The sequence below is a fragment of the Sorangium sp. So ce448 genome (assembly GCF_051520915.1).
GTDB lineage: Bacteria > Myxococcota_A > Polyangia > Polyangiales > Polyangiaceae > Sorangium > Sorangium cellulosum_B.
This window is the reverse complement of the sequence record NZ_CP150343.1, coordinates 12,382,165-12,398,278: the sequence shown is the minus strand read 5'-3', so window position 1 is coordinate 12,398,278 and position 16,114 is coordinate 12,382,165. Positions and strand designations below refer to the sequence as shown.

The 16,114-nt window shown below is 69.6% G+C and carries 13 protein-coding genes; 4 read left to right on the top strand and 9 right to left on the bottom strand.

Annotated elements, in window-relative coordinates:
• Positions 1-30 precede the first annotated feature (30 nt).
• Positions 31-1,116, top strand: a complete 1,086-nt coding sequence (locus tag WMF45_RS46615) for a hypothetical protein (RefSeq protein WP_437713283.1) — start codon at positions 31-33, stop codon at positions 1,114-1,116.
• A 30-nt stretch (positions 1,117-1,146) separates the two neighbouring features.
• Positions 1,147-2,670, top strand: coding sequence for a hypothetical protein (locus WMF45_RS46610; RefSeq protein WP_437713281.1), 1,524 nt, complete (start codon positions 1,147-1,149; stop codon positions 2,668-2,670).
• A gap of 11 nt (positions 2,671-2,681) precedes the next feature.
• On the opposite strand, the gene WMF45_RS46605 is transcribed toward WMF45_RS46610, so the two are convergent.
• The 9 genes from WMF45_RS46605 to WMF45_RS46565 form a co-directional block, all read right to left on the bottom strand.
• A complete protein-coding gene (locus tag WMF45_RS46605; RefSeq protein ID WP_437713279.1) occupies positions 2,682-4,163 on the bottom strand; it encodes a hypothetical protein in 1,482 nt (493 codons plus the stop codon).
• Complete coding sequence (locus WMF45_RS46600; protein ID WP_437713277.1) at positions 4,150-5,151, bottom strand: hypothetical protein; 1,002 nt, start codon at positions 5,149-5,151, stop codon at positions 4,150-4,152. The genes WMF45_RS46605 and WMF45_RS46600 overlap by 14 nt, the downstream gene beginning before the upstream one ends.
• 532 nt (positions 5,152-5,683) lie before the next feature.
• Positions 5,684-6,037: a hypothetical protein gene (locus WMF45_RS46595; protein ID WP_437713276.1), complete on the bottom strand. Its 354-nt coding sequence runs from the start codon at positions 6,035-6,037 to the stop codon at positions 5,684-5,686.
• Positions 6,038-6,299: 262 nt separating this feature from the next.
• The gene (locus tag WMF45_RS46590; RefSeq protein WP_437713274.1) at positions 6,300-6,650 is read right to left on the bottom strand and encodes a hypothetical protein; all 351 of its coding nucleotides are present in this window, start codon (positions 6,648-6,650) and stop codon (positions 6,300-6,302) included.
• Between the two features lie 9 nt (positions 6,651-6,659).
• The gene (locus WMF45_RS46585; RefSeq protein WP_437713272.1) at positions 6,660-7,013 is read right to left on the bottom strand and encodes a hypothetical protein; all 354 of its coding nucleotides are present in this window, start codon (positions 7,011-7,013) and stop codon (positions 6,660-6,662) included.
• A gap of 287 nt (positions 7,014-7,300) precedes the next feature.
• Positions 7,301-8,176, bottom strand: coding sequence for a DMT family transporter (locus WMF45_RS46580; RefSeq protein WP_437713270.1), 876 nt, complete (start codon positions 8,174-8,176; stop codon positions 7,301-7,303).
• Between the two features lie 98 nt (positions 8,177-8,274).
• A complete protein-coding gene (locus tag WMF45_RS46575; RefSeq protein WP_437713268.1) occupies positions 8,275-9,012 on the bottom strand; it encodes a 2OG-Fe dioxygenase family protein in 738 nt (245 codons plus the stop codon).
• Between the two features lie 34 nt (positions 9,013-9,046).
• Positions 9,047-10,270: an argininosuccinate synthase-related protein gene (locus WMF45_RS46570; RefSeq protein ID WP_437719655.1), complete on the bottom strand. Its 1,224-nt coding sequence runs from the start codon at positions 10,268-10,270 to the stop codon at positions 9,047-9,049.
• A 662-nt stretch (positions 10,271-10,932) separates the two neighbouring features.
• Positions 10,933-12,297 carry a sigma 54-interacting transcriptional regulator gene (locus WMF45_RS46565; RefSeq protein WP_437713266.1) on the bottom strand — a complete coding sequence of 455 codons (1,365 nt, stop codon included), beginning with the start codon at positions 12,295-12,297 and terminating at the stop codon, positions 10,933-10,935.
• Positions 12,298-13,107: 810 nt separating this feature from the next.
• Here WMF45_RS46565 and WMF45_RS46560 point away from each other — a divergent pair.
• Both WMF45_RS46560 and WMF45_RS46555 read left to right on the top strand, forming a co-directional pair.
• Positions 13,108-15,678, top strand: a complete 2,571-nt coding sequence (locus tag WMF45_RS46560) for a diguanylate cyclase (protein ID WP_437713264.1) — start codon at positions 13,108-13,110, stop codon at positions 15,676-15,678.
• Positions 15,679-15,754: 76 nt separating this feature from the next.
• Positions 15,755-16,111, top strand: a complete 357-nt coding sequence (locus WMF45_RS46555) for a hypothetical protein (RefSeq protein WP_437713262.1) — start codon at positions 15,755-15,757, stop codon at positions 16,109-16,111.
• The last annotated feature ends 3 nt before the right edge of the window (positions 16,112-16,114 follow it).

Below are 16,114 nucleotides of genomic sequence, written 5' to 3'. Positions count from 1 at the left end.
GATCGACGCGGGAGGTACATGATGGCGGGTGTGTTGGCGACGTCTGGCTGGCGAGCGGCGGGAGCGGCGCTGGGCGTGTTCTTCTGCGCGGCGACCGTGGAGACGGTCGCCCTGGCGCAGACCCAGGATACGCCGGGGGCGCCGCGCGACGATGGCGCGCGCGCAGCGGACAGCTACAGGAAAGGGGTCGAGGCGGCCAAGGCGCGCCGCTGGCTGGATGCCCACGCGGCGTACCTCGAAGCGTGGAGGCTCGAGCAGCACTTCCAGATCGCCGCGAACCTCGCGCGGGCGGAGCTCAAGCTCGGAAAGCACCGCGACGCCGCCGAGCACATCTCGTTCTTCCTGCGCGAAGCGGAGGGCGTGAGCGAGCTCGATCGGACGCTGGCGCGGCAGATGCTCGACGAGGCGAGGGCAAAGATCGCCACGCTCACGCTCGTCGTGAGCCGACCGGGGGCCACGGTGCTCATCGACGGCGTACCCGTGGGGACATCGCCGCTCGAGGGAGAGCTGTACGTCGAGCCGGGGGAGAGGAGGATCGAGGCGCGGCTCCAGGGCGAGAGCCCGGTGCAGTCCTCGGTGGCGCTGGCGCCAGGAGCGTCGCAGCAGGTGGCGCTCCGGTTCGCGGCGGGCGCCCCTGTCGAGCGCGATGCTGCTGTGGAGCGCACGGCTGCTCCTGCAGCGGCGGTTCAGCCCCGGACGCCGCCGCGCCGCCCGTCCGCGGCTCCGGATCGCGGCGCTGCCGGGCCGAGCATGGCGCTCGTCGCCACGGGCGGCGCGGCGACGGGGCTCGCGCTGGGGACGGCGATCGTCGTGAGGGTCATCGCGGACCGGAGCGAGCGAGCAGGGAGCAACGCCGCGGTGCCCGGCGCGGACTCCTGTTATGCGAGTGGACACACGCCGCTTCAGGGCGCGCCATGCCGTGTGGTGGACCGGCACCGGGTCGACGCCGCGCGCCTGTACAACGTCAGCACCGGGGTCTTCGCCGCGGCCGGTGTGCTCGGCGCGGCGACGGTGGGTTATGCGCTGTACGGGGGGTCGCGGGCCGATCGAGGCGTGACGATCGCCCCCGTCGCGTTTGCGCCCGGGGCAGGAGTTTCGTTGAGCGCGCGATGGTGAGGTCGAGGAATGACATCGAGGAGTGATCTCATGCGACATGCCCTGTTCGTGGACGTTCGTCGATTCCGGTGCGCCGCTGTGCTCGCCGGGGCGCTGCACGCGACCGCGTGCCATCAGCCATCGGATTGCCTGCACTGTGCTGATCCGGTTCCGGTGGATGGGTGCGAGGTGTTTGCGAGCGCGCGCGCGACGTCGGAGGGCTCCGGGGCGAGCGACGATCCTTACAAGCACCTGCAAGCCGCGGTAGATGCTGCGAAGGCCGCGAAGAACAAGAAGGTGTGTGCGTGCGCCGGTCAGGCGTTCATCGAGGCGGTGACGCTGCGCGCGGGGGTCGAGGTCCACGGGGACTACACGTGCGATGAGCAGTGGCAGTGGAAGAAGAGCCCGGACACGAGGAGCACGATCGAGGGGCCGGCGGGGCGGGTCGCGCTGACGCTGACGGACGAGGCGGGCGGGGCGAAGGTGCAGGGATTCGTGATCTCCGCGACGAAGGCGGAGGAGCCTGGCGGGTCATCCATCGCCGTTGCGGTGGCGGACATCCCGGCGGAGCTGAGCAGAATCGATGTGCTGGCCGGAGACGGCATGCCCGGCGAGGACGGCAAGACGGTGGCGGGCACGGGGCAGCCCGGGGTCTCCGCGCCGCCGGCAGGCGCGCAGATGGACGTCTGCGTGGCTGACCCGGTGGGCGGCGAGCCCGGAGAGCTGAAGTGCGGCGACGTGGACACCAGCGGTGGCGCGGGCGGGCGTGGGGGAACGTTGCAATCTGTCTACGGGGAACCAGGTCATGACGGCAAGCAGGCTCCAGACATGCCGCCGCACAGCAACAAGGGTACGGTCGACAGAGACGTGACTCTCCGCCACGGCCAGAACGGTGCTCCCGGCGCTCGCGGGGACGCTGGTGGCGGCGGCCGCGACGCGACACTGACCCTCGACGGGATCACGGGCGGCGACGGCACGCCCGGCGGGACGGGGAAGCCGGGCCAGGGAGGTGGAGGGGGAGCAGGTGGAGACACATACAATTATTGCAGAGCTTCAGACAACGTCTCGTTCGCACCTGGTTCTGGCGCGAGCGGCGGGGGCGGAGGCGCGGGCGGATGCGGCGGCGCAGGGGGCGCCGGCGGGAAAGCCGGGGGCTCCAGCATCGGAATCGTGAGCCTCGGGACAAGCCTGGTCCTGGTGGATGTGCGCGTCACGGTGGGAAAGGGGGGCAGAGGGGGAAACGGAGCGGCTGGGCAAGTGGGCGGACAAGGGGGGCAAGGCGCCAGCGGTGGCAACGACCATGGTGAGGCGCCCACCCTGATAGCCGGCGGAGATGGAGGTAGCGGCGGCCCAGGCGGCCCTGGGGGCGGTGGGCGCGGCGGGTATGCGATTGGCGTTGCCTATGATGCTGCGCCTGACTCTTTCCCTGAGTCCACGCCGCCATCAGCGTTCATTGCCACCGGACAGCCGGGCCTCGGCGGCCAGGGTGGACCGGGCTCTTCGGCTACAGCAGGCGACCCTGGCGCTGGCGCAGTGTGCTGGAACTTCCGGACGAATGCGGGATGCACGCGGTGAGTCGCGGCCCGTCACCTGGTCGAGCTGATCGAGGAACGCCTACCGAACATGGGGGCGCTCTCGAACACCGACGGACGTCCGGTCTCCTGGGCCTCCGGCGGCGTCCCGCGTTGATTCACGTCGGCCGGACCGCGCTGCCTCCCCGGGCGCCGCGGGGTCCGTGCACCTGCCGTCGCTGCAGGCCGCGCCCCCGCGGAGCTCACGGCCACCGGCGCCGGTCGAGCCACCGGCGCCGAGCTGTTCGGCTCGTTCTCCACCACCGCTGCCGGCGGCAACGCAACATCCGCGCTCCTCCCCTCCACGCGCGCCGGATCCGACATGACGCCGAACCACGACGCCGCCGCGACCAGCGCCGCGCTCGCGCCGAGGACCGCCGTCCTGACCCAGCTCCGCGAAAGCGGCCTTTCCTCGACGGGCGGTATCTCTCGCTGCCCGCCCCCGCTTTCCGCGGCGCGCGCCGCCTCGGCCGCGCCTTCCTCGCGCCACGCCGCCCGGGCCTCCGGCCCCGCCTGCTCCGCGTGCCGGCGCTCGCCTGCTGCCGGCGCGCCCTGCGCCGCGTAGCGCTCCCGCCAGCCCACGGCCTTCGACCTCTCCGGCTCGGCGCCATACGGCCTCGCGCTGAACACCGTCCTGGCGATCTCCGCCTCGTCCTCCGGGACCTGCTCGATCCGCAGGAGCCGGCCCTGGCGGTCCTCCGCCGCGACATGGCGCTCGGCCACGACGCGCACCGAGAGCCCGCCCGGAATATCGGCCTCTCTCCCGGTGGTGATCGCCGTCCACTTGATGTTCGAGCGGAACAGCACCGCCGCCAGCCTCGAAGCGACGTTCGCGATGGCCTCGAACGGCTCGTCGTCGCTGTGCACGATCACCACCCGCCTCGGCTGCGCACCGGCCTCGGCGACCCACGCCCAGGTCAGGTCGCTCCGCGGCAACCGCGGGAGATCGTCGAACGCCGCCACATAACGCGCCAGCACGCGGGCCACGCTCTCTGGGCGCTCCAGGACGGCGCGCACGTACGCCCGGTAGAAGGCGCCCGCGGGAGAGTCGGGCTCGCCGCCGTGCATCGTGCGGCGGTGAAACGTGGCCGTCGCTTCGAGCAGCGCCGCAGGGCGCACCGCGCGATCGACCGCGGCGATCCCGTGGGCGAACGGCGGGTGCCCACGGCCCGCGTGATCCGTCGCGCCGTCGATGCGGAAAGCGAAGATCAGGGCGATCGCGCCGTGACCTGCCTCGTGCTGCGTGTCGTCGCGGGAGAGATTCCCGACGGCGAACGCGTGTGTTCCGTTGGTCTGCGGCTCGATGTACTTCATCAGCCGCACCAGGTGGCTGAAATGGGTCGGCGTGAGCAGCCCCCCGGAAGCCTCCGGGCCATACATGAGATCGATCTGGTGCTCCGGCACGTTCCCGTGGAGCACGTGGTACCAAGGTGCGTCGTCCTCCGCGCGGTAGCGCGGAGGCTCGTAGCCCGAGGCGCTGGTGTCACTTCTGCCCATGGAGTCCGATCTGCGGAGCCGAGAGCCGCGCTGTCTGGGAGAGGGGCGACGGTGCGAGCACGTCCTGCTTGATCCGCTGGAGGAGCTGACCGTCGTAGGCGTGCTTCGGCAGGATACGCTCGACGAAGTGCGAGAACAGGTGGTGCGTGCTGTGGCCGTAGCTCGCCGAGCCCACGAGCACCCGCGTGTCGACGTGGTTCTTGAACCGCTCGATCCCCTCGATCAGCGGTCGGTAGTGCCTGTGCGCCTCCAGCTCGATCTCGGCCGGCGTCCCGGAGAGGACGTCCGACTTGTTGATGAACAGCACAACTGCCTTGCACGCGCTCAGCGTCTTGGAGCCGAAGAAGTAGCGCAGCGACTGCGGCTGGAATTCGCGGATCTGCTCCTCGATCCGGGCGGGATCCACCTGTCGTCCGTCCCTGGTCGCGAGATCGACCACCAGGAGGAGGCCGTGGACCTCGTCCACGACGAGCTCGTGCTGGGCCTCGACGAGGTGCTCTCCACCCCAGTCGCCAATCTCGAAGATGTGCTCGGTGATCTCGTCCTTGGTGGACACGTGGCTCACGGTCCGTTCATAGCGCTCGATCTTCGTCCCCTGCAGCTTTCCGAGGTCGACGAGGGGATTGGCCCACTTCAACGTGAGCGAGGTCTTCCCGGTCCCCTTGACCCCGAGCGTCAGGATTCTGTACCGCTTCTGCGCAATCTTGGGCCGGGCGTCCAGCTCCCTACGCAACCAATCGATCTCTCTCTGCTGCGCGTCCAGCCATTCGACCTTCTGTCGCTCATCGCTCCGGGCGCGCTCGCGCGCCTCTCGGTCCTGGGCTTGCTCGGAGCGTAGCTGTTCCAACTGCACGCTGGCCTGAGCGAAAGCCGCTGTGTGCCGGGCGGCGTCGCGCAGCCGCCTCTGCAACGAGGCCGTCCGCGCCGCGAACCAGGCCATGCCGGCACCGCAGCCGAGCGCGAAGAGGATCGAAAAGTCTACGCTCATTTCCACACACCTCACCCCCCGTCGACAGGGTGGCATGAGTCGCTCCGCCCCCGCCGGACAATCGCGAGGCGCCGCGGTGCCCGTTGGCTTGAGTGCTATCACAACGCGCGTGGGCGACCAGCCGAGTCCTGGCGTCGCCGCCAGCCCGAGGCGCCGTGTCCCGGGCGTCGCGCCGTCCCGCGCCGGGCAATGTCACCTGGCCTGGATCGGCATTCAGCAAGCGGCGAGCGCGGCTGGCCATCACGGCGGCGCCCGCAGAGAGAGGAGATGCTCAGGAAGACGGCAAGCGCGAGGCGAACGCGCGAAGCTGCTGACCAGACCCTGAACCTCGACGTTGGCCCGCTGGTGCTCCGCTGTCACCGAGCCGATCAGCGCGGTGGCGTCCGACGTGAAGAGCTCTTTCGTGGCCTGGGGCGCATTCAACATACGCTTTTATGAGGGCATAGGGGCGTAGCTGGACCGGTGCCTCGCCGCCAGGATGCCGAGTGGTGCCCACGGTGTGGATCCATCCTCGCGGTTGCGCTCAGACGTATCAACCCGGTGACCGCATGACCCCCAACCCCTTCTCCTTTATCTTCTTCAAATACGCAAAAGACCTCATCTCGGGACAATCGAGAACGGCCTCCTTGAAGACCGCGGGCGGACAATAGTCGTGAGCATCAATGTAGTGCGCGATCAAACTCGGAGCGATGTACACCACGGCTTCGTCACGCGCAGGAACAAACAGATTATTCGCCCCGACGGAGATCTCCACATCTTCAAACCGAAGCTGGGCTGCCCCTCCGGTGAAGCGGCAGTAGGGGCATGGCTGAGGTCCTGCAAGAGCAACAGGCTGCCATGGATTGGAGAGGAGACGCACCAGCGCCCCAAAGAACTCCTTTGACACAGGACCTGTTGTAAACGAATGCCCTGACTCATGCCACCCGACCGCCCGCAGGACATCCTGCCATCGGCCAAAGTAATTACATGGACTCAAATCTGGATAATAAACCACAACCCCTCCACCTCTTGCTGCCCGGACTCGAGCAGCTCCCATTTGCCGTAAGCACGATAGACTCCTTACATAGCGCTCCAGACCGGCGACGCATAGCACGCGAGGGTGGACTCATCAGCAGTCGTGCACGATCACGCAACCCCGACAAGCGCGTTCAGTCAAGCTCCGTCTCCTCTGGCACGGTCGCCCCGGTCTGCAGGATCCGAGTCAAAGCCTCCTCGTTCCACATGACCAACCACGAGATCCGGTGGCGAAGGTTGGTCACTGGGTCCGTCGCCCCGAACACGATGGATCCACCGGTCGAGGACGCCACCAACCCTACAACCCGCACCGCCCCCCAGCCCGGGTTCTGACGCACCCACCACAACCAGTCGTCCGCGCTCATCGTTCCGAGTCCAGAGTCGAACTCGAATTCGTCGGCGAGTGCCACCGGCAACGGATTTTCCGGAGCCATCCACCACTCGAACAACGATCGCATCCGTGCCGCTGCTTCCGTCTCCGTCATTGCTATACTTTATACCTGAGATTTCACCGGAAATGTTCCCGGTTGCCCGTCCCACCTCAGGTTCGCGAAGACGAGCACATCGTCCACGATGGTCGCCGGGGCCAGACAGCCGGAGCCCGCCGGCCAGATCTCCACGAAGAGCGTCGGGTCGGCGGGGTCGTCGTCGCAATCGATGTGGCTGTAGGTCCGATCCGGCGGCACCGTCCAACCGGGTGATGAGGACGAGCTGCTGGTGCGGCCGCCTCCGGCGCCTGCTGCTGACGTTCCGCCGCCGTCGCTCGCGTCATTGCCGTCTTCGGGAACGATGACGGTGCTGTCGCACGCGCTCGCGAAGAGGAGTGCACCCAGGAGGACCACCCTCACCGTGCGGGCGATGCTAACACGCGCGAAAGGCCGCAGCGAGGGTCAGCATGCCGAACGCGGTGCAGCGGCGAGCCGTCGCGCGGATAGAGGCTCGGCTCCGCGGAGTAGGGAAGTTGGGACCAACCCTAGATGCCCTGTGGCACGCTGAAGAGCCGGGCGGGTGAAAGGATCGCGGTCGCCGCGCCGGCGCTCGGCGCCCCGCCGCCGAGCCCGAACCACGCCCGCGCCTGGCGCTGCTCCTCCTCGACTTGAGGCGCCTCGACCCAGGTTGAGGCGCCCCCGACGCGTCAGGCAGGCTGCTCTGCGGATCGATCGCCTCGCCGGGCGTTCTCGCGGCGAATGCCGTAGTAGGTCGCCGCCACGATCAGTCCGCCGCCGAGCATGCCCTGCGCCGATACCCGCTCTCCCAACAGCATCATCGCGAACAGCGCGCCGAAGACCGGCTCGGTGCCCATCAGCAGGCTGACCCGGGTCGGCGTGGTCAGCCGGACCATGTGGGTCTGGATGTAGAACGCCATCAGCGTGCAGAACAGGCAGAGGTAGATCGTCGAGCCCCAGAACTGCGGCGCCGTGGGCAGCGACAGCCCCTGCCCACCAGTCACCAGCAGCGCCGCGCCGGTGAGCACGGCCACCGTGATCAGCTGCACCGCGGTGAGGGCGCCCGAGTCGAGCGTCCGGCCCTGCGTCAGCTTCTTCGTGGTCGTCACCATCAGCGCACGCAGCAGCGCCGCCGCCAGCATCAGCAGATCGCCGAGGTTGAAGCGATAGCTGTTCTCCAGGGCGAGAAGCCCCGCGCCGACGCACGAGAGCCCTGCCGCCCCGAGCGTGCCCCAGCCAGGAAAGCGCCGGAACATGATCCCTTCCACCACAGGCGTCAGCACCACGCAGAGGCTGATGAGAAAGGCGGCGTTGGCCGCCGTCGTGTGGGCGACGCCGGCCGTCTCGGAGACGAAGATCATGAACAGCACGCCGCCGAGCGGGACGCCGACCCGGAGGGTGCCCGGCAGGTCCGCGGCGAGTTTGCGCCACACCACTGGAAGGAGCAGCGCGCTCGTCAAGGCGAAACGAACGAACAAGAACAGCAGCACTGGCACGAAGCTCAGCGCGGTCTTCGCCACGCTGTAGCTCGACCCCCACACCACCGCGACGAGCAGCAGGCTCATGTCCGCGAGCCACATGCGCTGCGGGCTCAGCTGGCGAGTGCCGAGCGGTTGAACGGATTCCATGGGAGACATCCCTCTATCGGACCGACGCGTTGTCCTTACAACCGTGTGAAGGCTACTACCAACACATCGCGGTGGGCGGAGCAAGCCCGGTCACGACGCTCGACGGCGGTCACCGCGTGCTTGGTGCGGGCGTCGTCGGCGATGACGATGTCGAGCGGGGCGAGCAGGACTCGCCGCCAGAGCGGCGCGCCCTCGGCGGTCGTGACGGTAGTCTCGCCGCCAAGCGCATTATGCCGCTTCACCATCATCGTCAAGATGTAATCGACCCCATCGCGATGCAGTCCCTCGGGCGTCGGGTGGCCGGAGGTGTCCTCCGCGGCGACGATCCGGTAGGGGTGCACCTTGATGTCCCATTCGCCCATGTGCCCGCTCACGTTGGCGAAGCTGCGCGCGCACCAGAGCAGCAGGCCGCGAAAGAACGGATCGTCGACGAAGACCGGCTCCAGCGGGTCGAAGTGACGCTCGATACCGCCATTCAGAGTGTTGATGTAGCTCGGCTGCGTGTAGGGCCGGTGCGGCTGAAGGAGCAGAGCCCCTGTCGCAGGGTGGCAGACCAGCTCACTGAAACGACGGTAGCGGTAGACGCCGCCATCACCCATGTACCGGTCCAGGGTGAGCCGATCCCAGCAGTCTGCGAAGCGCTGCCAGGTCTCCGGCCGGAAAAACGGCATCTGTTCGAACATGGCTCCAGGGCAGAACCAGTAGCCCGGCTCGCGCAGCGCCAGCTCCAGCCCCTGCGGCAGCGTCGTCGACTTCGTGATCTCGCAATCCATCGTCCTGTTTCCTTCCAGTTGTTCCCCACCCAAGCTACACGGAGACGGCGGGCGCCGGCAGGCGCCGGCCGCGCGACGCGGCCACCTCCTTTTCCCAGGCGTCCCGATCACGGAGATAGAGCGGCTTCTGCGCCCGGATCGAACACGGCTCGGCGCTGCCGAGGGCGAGCCGGTAAACGACCGCGCCGCTGACCCGCTGTGCCGTGTTCGTGATGAACGACTCCGACGCCTGCTTCAGGTCGCCGAACCAGCGGCCTTCGACCGCCTCGATGACCCAGCTCTGCTCGACGGCCAGCTTCATCCGCAGCGTCTCGGCGCCCAGCGTGGCGGTCTCGAGGTGGCGGTACGCGTCGAGCAGCACGAAGGCGGCCGGCATCTCCCGTACCTCCAGCACCTTCTCGCCCTGATCGAGGTGCTCGAGCCCCGCATAGCGGCCGAGGCCATACTGGCCGATCTGCCTGTTCAGGTAATCGATCATGGGGACCAGCGGCATCGCGTGGTCGTCGATGTGCGTCGGTACGCCGCTGGTGAAGCGCACTTCCAGCTTCACCGGCTGCGCGCCCTCGTCCGGCACACTCCAGCGGTAGAGCGAGATCGGCGCGTGGAACGACTCGGGGTCGTCGAGAGAGCCAGACTCGAACTCCCGACACCACAGGTTCGAGTCGCCGCTGTGCGTGCGCGCCTCGAAGTGCGCGAGGCCCACACGGCGCAGCGCCTCCGCCTTCTCCTGGCGTGTCAGCGCGCTGAACTCGTAAGGCGAGCCGTAGTGGCCACGGAAGCCGAGCTGATTGATGGCGCCGTTGAGCCGTCGCAGGCTGTTCTGCGACTGGTTGGCGGTGTGCAGGATGACCGAACTGTCGGTCGACTCCGCGAACCTGACCGCCTCGCGAGCAATGATCGGCCGGCTGAGCGAGGCGCTGATCGGGTAGATACCGAGGTATCTCGCTTGCGCCGCGATGGCCGGCAGCACCGCCTCGTGCGCGAACACATCCTTGCGGTCGACGATGTGAGAGCGCGCGCCGAAATGCGCTGCGACCGCCCTGGTGCGCTCGTGATCGAGACCGTCGCCGAGATCGACGGTCAACGCCAGGATGTTGCGGCAACCGCGCTCGGCGAGCAGGTACAGCAGGTAGGCGCTGTCTAGTCCGCCGCTAAACAAGGTAACAACGCGGGATCCCTCGCGAATGATGGCCGACACGTCCTCAATGCACCGAATTTTATTCTCTGTCTTCATGACGACACCTTTGGTTTCAAACATGAGGCGCACCCCATCCTGCCCTGGTCTGCACCGGCACAGACCGAGCCGGAACCTCCACTGCGAGACCGTGCTGCGGCATGTACGGGGAGCAGGCTCCCCGAAACCCCCACCCGCCGCGCGGCGACGAGACATGAAAACGACACGCTGGCCGAACTGCGCTCAGCTCGAGCTGCGGTGCCGCGTGCGTGGAGCCGCCATTTGTAATCCGCGACCCAAACTGTCAAGGGAATAGAATGTTAGAATCCTGCGATCGACTTCTGGGTCTCTGCGTCGGTTATCGAAGTGGGTCGGGACTAGGGAACCGAACGCCTCCCCACTCCAGAAGTTACGAAACGCAATAGAACTGGAAGAGAAGTTTTTCATTCATCACAAAAATTCTCCTCATCTAGGCTGATGCGCAGGAACAGCATCGACGTGCCGCGGACCGCCGATCTCGCTCGACGCGGAGCTCGCGGCGGTGGCCCGCTCACCCCGTGCACGAGGGCCAGCGGACGCGAGCGCGCCCCACGCTCATCTCAAAGCAGCCGACGTGCCATGTCGATGTGGCCCGGGATTCCAGCGATCCAGCGCGGCGGAGCGCCGCCCGCGCTTCGCCTTCGGTGGCTCCGGACAGTCCGCGAACCGTCCGCGAACCGTCCGGCCCCGCGTTCAGGCTCGCGGAGTCACCTCTCGCGCCGCTGTCCTGTGACGACGAGTTCCCGCAGGCGCAGCGTCAGCCCCCGCTTCGACACCTCGAGACGCACCGACATGGCGTCGAGATCTCCGCCGCACGCGTCGTGGCAGCCCGTCAGCTCGTCCTCCGGGATGTCCGCCGCCTTGCGGACGTGAGGGCTTCGCTCGATGAGACGGTAGAGGGCGGTGCGCGAGACGCCGAGCGTCGCCGCCGCGGGTCCGATCGACCAGTGGCTCTGCCGAAGCGCCCTGAGCAAGGCGTCCTCGTCGACCTCCCGGTCCATGGGGTGGTCCGCTGGATTGGCCGTGGAGGCATCCGCATCTCGCCTCTCGGCAAGGCGCGGCCCATCCGACGGGGGCCGCGGTGTCTGACGCACCTGCTCCAGCATCCGCTCCAGGCTCTCATCGATGACGATGGCGTCCGCGCCGCGGCTGGAGATCACGAGCTGCCGCGCGACGTTCCGGAGCTCGCGCACATTGCCGGGCCAGCTGTGCTGGAGCAGCCGCATCATGAGGGATCGAGGAAACCACGGCAGGGCGCCGTCCGCGGGCGCCTCCAGCCGGTCCAGATCTCCGACGCGCGCGAGCTCCTCGCGCAGAAAATGGAGCAGCAGGCGGGGAATGTCCTCGCGGCTCTGGCGGAGCGGAGGAATGGTGATGGTATAGCCCTGTAGCCGATGGAGCAGCGGCGCGCGAAACCTGCCTTGCGCGACGGCGTGCTCCAGGTCGACGTCGGTCGCCGCAATGACCCTGACATCCACCGCGCGCTGCTCGGTGTCGCCGAGCGGCAGGATCGTGCCGGTCTCGAGCGCGCGGAGAAGCATCACCTGGACATCCATCGACATGTCGCCGATCTCATCGAGGAAGAGCGTCCCAGCGTGCGCGCGCTCGAAGAGGCCGGCATGGCGCTGGTGAGCGCCCGTGAAGGCCCCTTTCGCGTGCCCGAACAGCTCCGCGGCCGCGGTGGTCGGGGCCAGCGCGGCCATGTTCACCGCGAGCCATGGACGACCTGCCCGCGGGCTCGCCTGGTGGATGGCCTGCGCGACGCGCTCCTTGCCAGCGCCGGTCTCCCCCCGGAGAAGGACGGGCACTTGCAGATCGGCGACGCGCGCGATCGACCTGAGGACCACCTCGCGGGCGTCGCTGTCGCCGACGAGCCCGTATCTCGGCGCTGGGGGCGCGGTGGTCACCCTGTGGACGAGGATCACGATCCTCCTGGAGAGCTGCAACAGCAGCCCCGCGCGCAGGGCCTCCGGAGGAAACCGGTGGATCTCGTCGATGGGCTGTCCATCGACAGACAGCTGTCCCCGCCCCGCGGGCGTGATGGTCAGCGACTCGTCTGCGCCCCACGTCACAAAGTGAGGTTTCCGGCTGATATGAGGGTCGCAGAGCGGCGCGCACTCGTGGCTGCGCGGCTGCGCGAACTCGGGCTCGAGGCGGGAAAGGGGCACCGCGTACCAGGGACGGCCACCGTGGTTGCCCGCGCGCCGATCCGGCGCAGATCCGGGTGGCAGAGCAACGTGAAGCGCAGGCCATGGGCCACCCCGGAGGCGCGACGCTCCGGCCCCGTGTCGACGCCATTCAGCGTCTCCACCTGATGCCACGAGTCCCCCGAGGAACGTTCCGCCGAGGTGGGCGGCTCGCCTCGCGCTCCCTGGGTCATCCCTGTCGCAAGAGCGGACGCCGGAGCGACAGCCTCGAAGCTGTCACCTCCCCAGATCTCGGTGGTGCGCTGACGCTGAGACACGATCCGTCACTCTATCGCTGATCTCCTGGTGTCCGTCCAGGAATTAGTTAGCTGCCACACAATTACACACTTAGCACGCTCCTGCGCCGTGCCTCCCCAAGGCCGACCAGCCCCAGTCGATCTCGCGCTCCGCTCGTTCCAACCGTCCACGGTCCCGTGGGCAGCTCAGTCGCCCCTTCAAGGTCGTTCACGGTGCCCGCCGGCGATCGTCGAGCCGCGCACGCGTCGACAAGGAGCGTTGCCCCGCCTCCGCGTACCCCAGCCAGGGCCCCTCAGGGCCCCTCCGCCTCTCCATCCATCGACGACTCCAGGTCATACCCTCACCCCCTCTCTCGCCCCTTTCCCCCATCGCGCAGCCGCCTCCGCCGGCAGAGAACTGGGCCCCGGCGATCGACCTCTGGTACCGGCATCCGAGCCGATGGCCAACCTCGTGCTCGCCGTGCTCACCGCCCGCCGTATCGCGCGCAACGCGGCGCCGCTCGCCTGCGCGCTGGCCCTCGGGGCGCTCGTGGTCCTCGACGCGGCCGCGCCGCTCCCGCCGCTCGCGGCCGCGACCGGGCTGCTCGTGCTGCTCGTGGCGCTCGTCCAGCGGGCGCGGCGGCGCGCCGCCGCCATCGAGGCGAGCGCCCTGCTCGACCTCGAGGTCGGCGCCCTGCTCCTCGTCGCCACGTTCGCCGCGGTCCTCCGCCTCGACGGCTCGCTCGACGGCGACGCCCACGCCGCCCTCTACGTCGTCATCGCCCTCGTGAGCGCGTTCGCCCGCCCGGGGGCGTCGCTCCTCGTCGCGCTCGCCGCCGCCGCCCTCGAGGTCGCCGTCCGCTCGGCCGCGGCCAAGCGCGGCGCGCCGAGCCTCGTCGACGTCACGCGCGCGGCCGCGCCGCACATCGGCTTCATGGCCGTCTTCTCGCTCCTGAACGCCACCATCCTCCGCGCGGAGCTCGGCCGCGTCAGGAAGGCCTCCCACACCCGCCTCCAGGCCGAGATCGAGCGGCTCCGCGACGACGCGCGCAGCTACCGCCTGCTCTCGGCCCCGGCCCAGGCGCGCGGCGCGGGCGCGGGCCAGAAAGGCGACGACGAGCGGCTCGCCCGCTCCGGCGTCGAGGAGATCCACCAGTCGGTGCTCTTCGCCCTGCGCCTCCTGCGCGAGTCGCTCGACCTCTACACCGCCGTGCTCCTCTGGCAGAACGACGCCGGCACGCACCTGCGCATCAGCGAGCTCGCGAGCGACGCCCCGAACCTCTCCGAGGGCCCGTTCCTCTCCGGCGACGGCGTCTTCGGCGCGGCGATCACCCAGCGCGCGCCGGTCGTCCTCGGGGGCCTCAAGCCCGGCTACAAGCTCCCCTACTACGTCGGCCCCTCCCCGGTGCGCGCCGTGTGCGCGCTGCCTGTGTTCGAGCACGGCCAGCTCCGCGGCGTGCTCGTCGTCGATCGCGTCGAGGACCGGCCGTTCTCGCCGCGCGAGCTCGAGCTCATCGACGAGGCGTGCCGCTACGCCGTGCGGGCCATCCAGAACGAGCGCGTCTTCGTCCAGCTCGAGCGCGCGAAGATCGAGCAGGGCAAGCTCTACCGCGCCGCCGAGGGGCTCGGCGCCGCCACGACCGAGCCCGGCGTCATCGAGGCCGGCGTCACGAGCGCCCGCGAGATCACGTCCGTCGATTTCGCGGCCGTCACGCTGTACGACGAGGCGCAGAAGGTCCACGAGATCCGCGCCGTCAGCGGCGACGGCGTCGCCGAGCTCACCGGGCAGCGCTTCCGCCACAACGCGGGGCTCGTCTCGATGGTGCTGCAGAACCGGCACCCGCTGCCGTACCGCGGCGAGTACGACGAGAAGCGGCAGGTCGTCTTCACCCGCCGCGTCACGCCGCCGTCGATGCCGTCGATCATCGTGCTCCCGCTCGTCGTGCACGACCGGCCGCTCGGCACGCTGGTGCTCGGCTCGCGGCGGCGCGCGGCCTTCACCGACTCGGTGCGCAGCACGCTCGAGGTCCTCGCCAGCCACATGGCCGTGTCGCTCTCGAACGCGCGCATGGTGCGGCGCCTCGAGGAGCTCGCGACGATGGACGGGCTCACCGGGCTGCTCAACAAGCGCGCGATGCTCGAGGTGGCGGACCAGAAGATCACCGCGGCGCGGCGGTTCTCGCGGCGGCTCTCGGTGCTCGTCACGGACATCGACCACTTCAAGAAGGTGAACGACACGTACGGCCACGACGTGGGCGACGTGATCATCAAGGGGCTCGGCGACGTCCTCCGGCGCGCGAAGCGGACGACCGACGCTGTCGCGCGCTTCGGCGGGGAGGAGTTCGTCGTGATCTGCGAGGAGACGGACGCGCGCGGCGCGATGCTGCTCGCGGAGCGCGTGCGCGAGGAGCTCGGCCGGACGACGTTCCACGCGGCCGGGAGCAACGGGCCTGTGCAGTGCCAGGTGACCTGCTCGATCGGGATCGCCACCTACCCCGAGGCGGGCAGCACGTGGGAAGAGCTCTTCAAGGCCGCGGACGAGTCGCTCTACGTGTCGAAGCGGTCGGGCCGGAACCGCTCCACGGCGTGGTCGCCGGCGGTGCGCTCGAACAGCGCGCATCCACCCGCGGCGGAGGCGGGCGCTCCGGCGAAACACGCGGCGGAGGCGGCGGGCGCGGCGAAGCAGGCGGCGGAGGCGGCCGCCACGGCGCGGCACGCGGCAGAGGCGGCCGCCGCGGCGAGGCACGCGGGGCCCGCGACGGCGCGGTCCCCGGCGACGGCCGCGGCGGCCAGGGCTGCGGCGGCGAAGCCGGCGGCAGGGGCGCCCGCGCCGCAGCGCAGGCCGGCCGTGACGGGCGGCGCAGGCGGCGCCCCGGCGGCCCAGGGACACGACGGCGCGCCGTCCGCCGGGAAGCGCGCCACGGCCGCCGCGCAGGCGCCGGGGAAGGCGCCCGGCGAGGCCGAGCCTCGGAGCAAGCCGAGGCGCCCGCCGGACGTCGATCCCACGAGCAAGCCGAAGACGGCCGCCTGAGGTCTGCGCGCCGCTTGCGGCGCAGGCGCGGCGGGAACATAAGCCTCCTCGGCGAAACCGGAGCCAAGGAGGCGCGATGAGCTCGGACCCCGATCGAGACGACCCCAGGGAGGATCTCAAGCAGGGGCTGAGCCTGCTCTGGCGCGCGGCGCGCAAGACCGCCGTGGACCTGCGCAAGGACCTCGACCGCACGGACGTCGGCAAGGCGATCGACGACGCCGGGCGCGAGCTCGTCCGGGCCGCGACGAACGTGGTCGGCCGGATCGGCGCCGAGCTGAGCAAGGGCCCGGCGCAGGCGCCCCCGCGGGACGAGCGCCCCGAGGGCCGCGGGGAGGCCGAGGGGCCCGAGACGCGGCCCGCCGGGCCCACGCCGGAAGACCCGGGGTTCCGCATCGCGGTCGACCCGGAGGACAAGGACACGAAGCCCCGCTAGCTG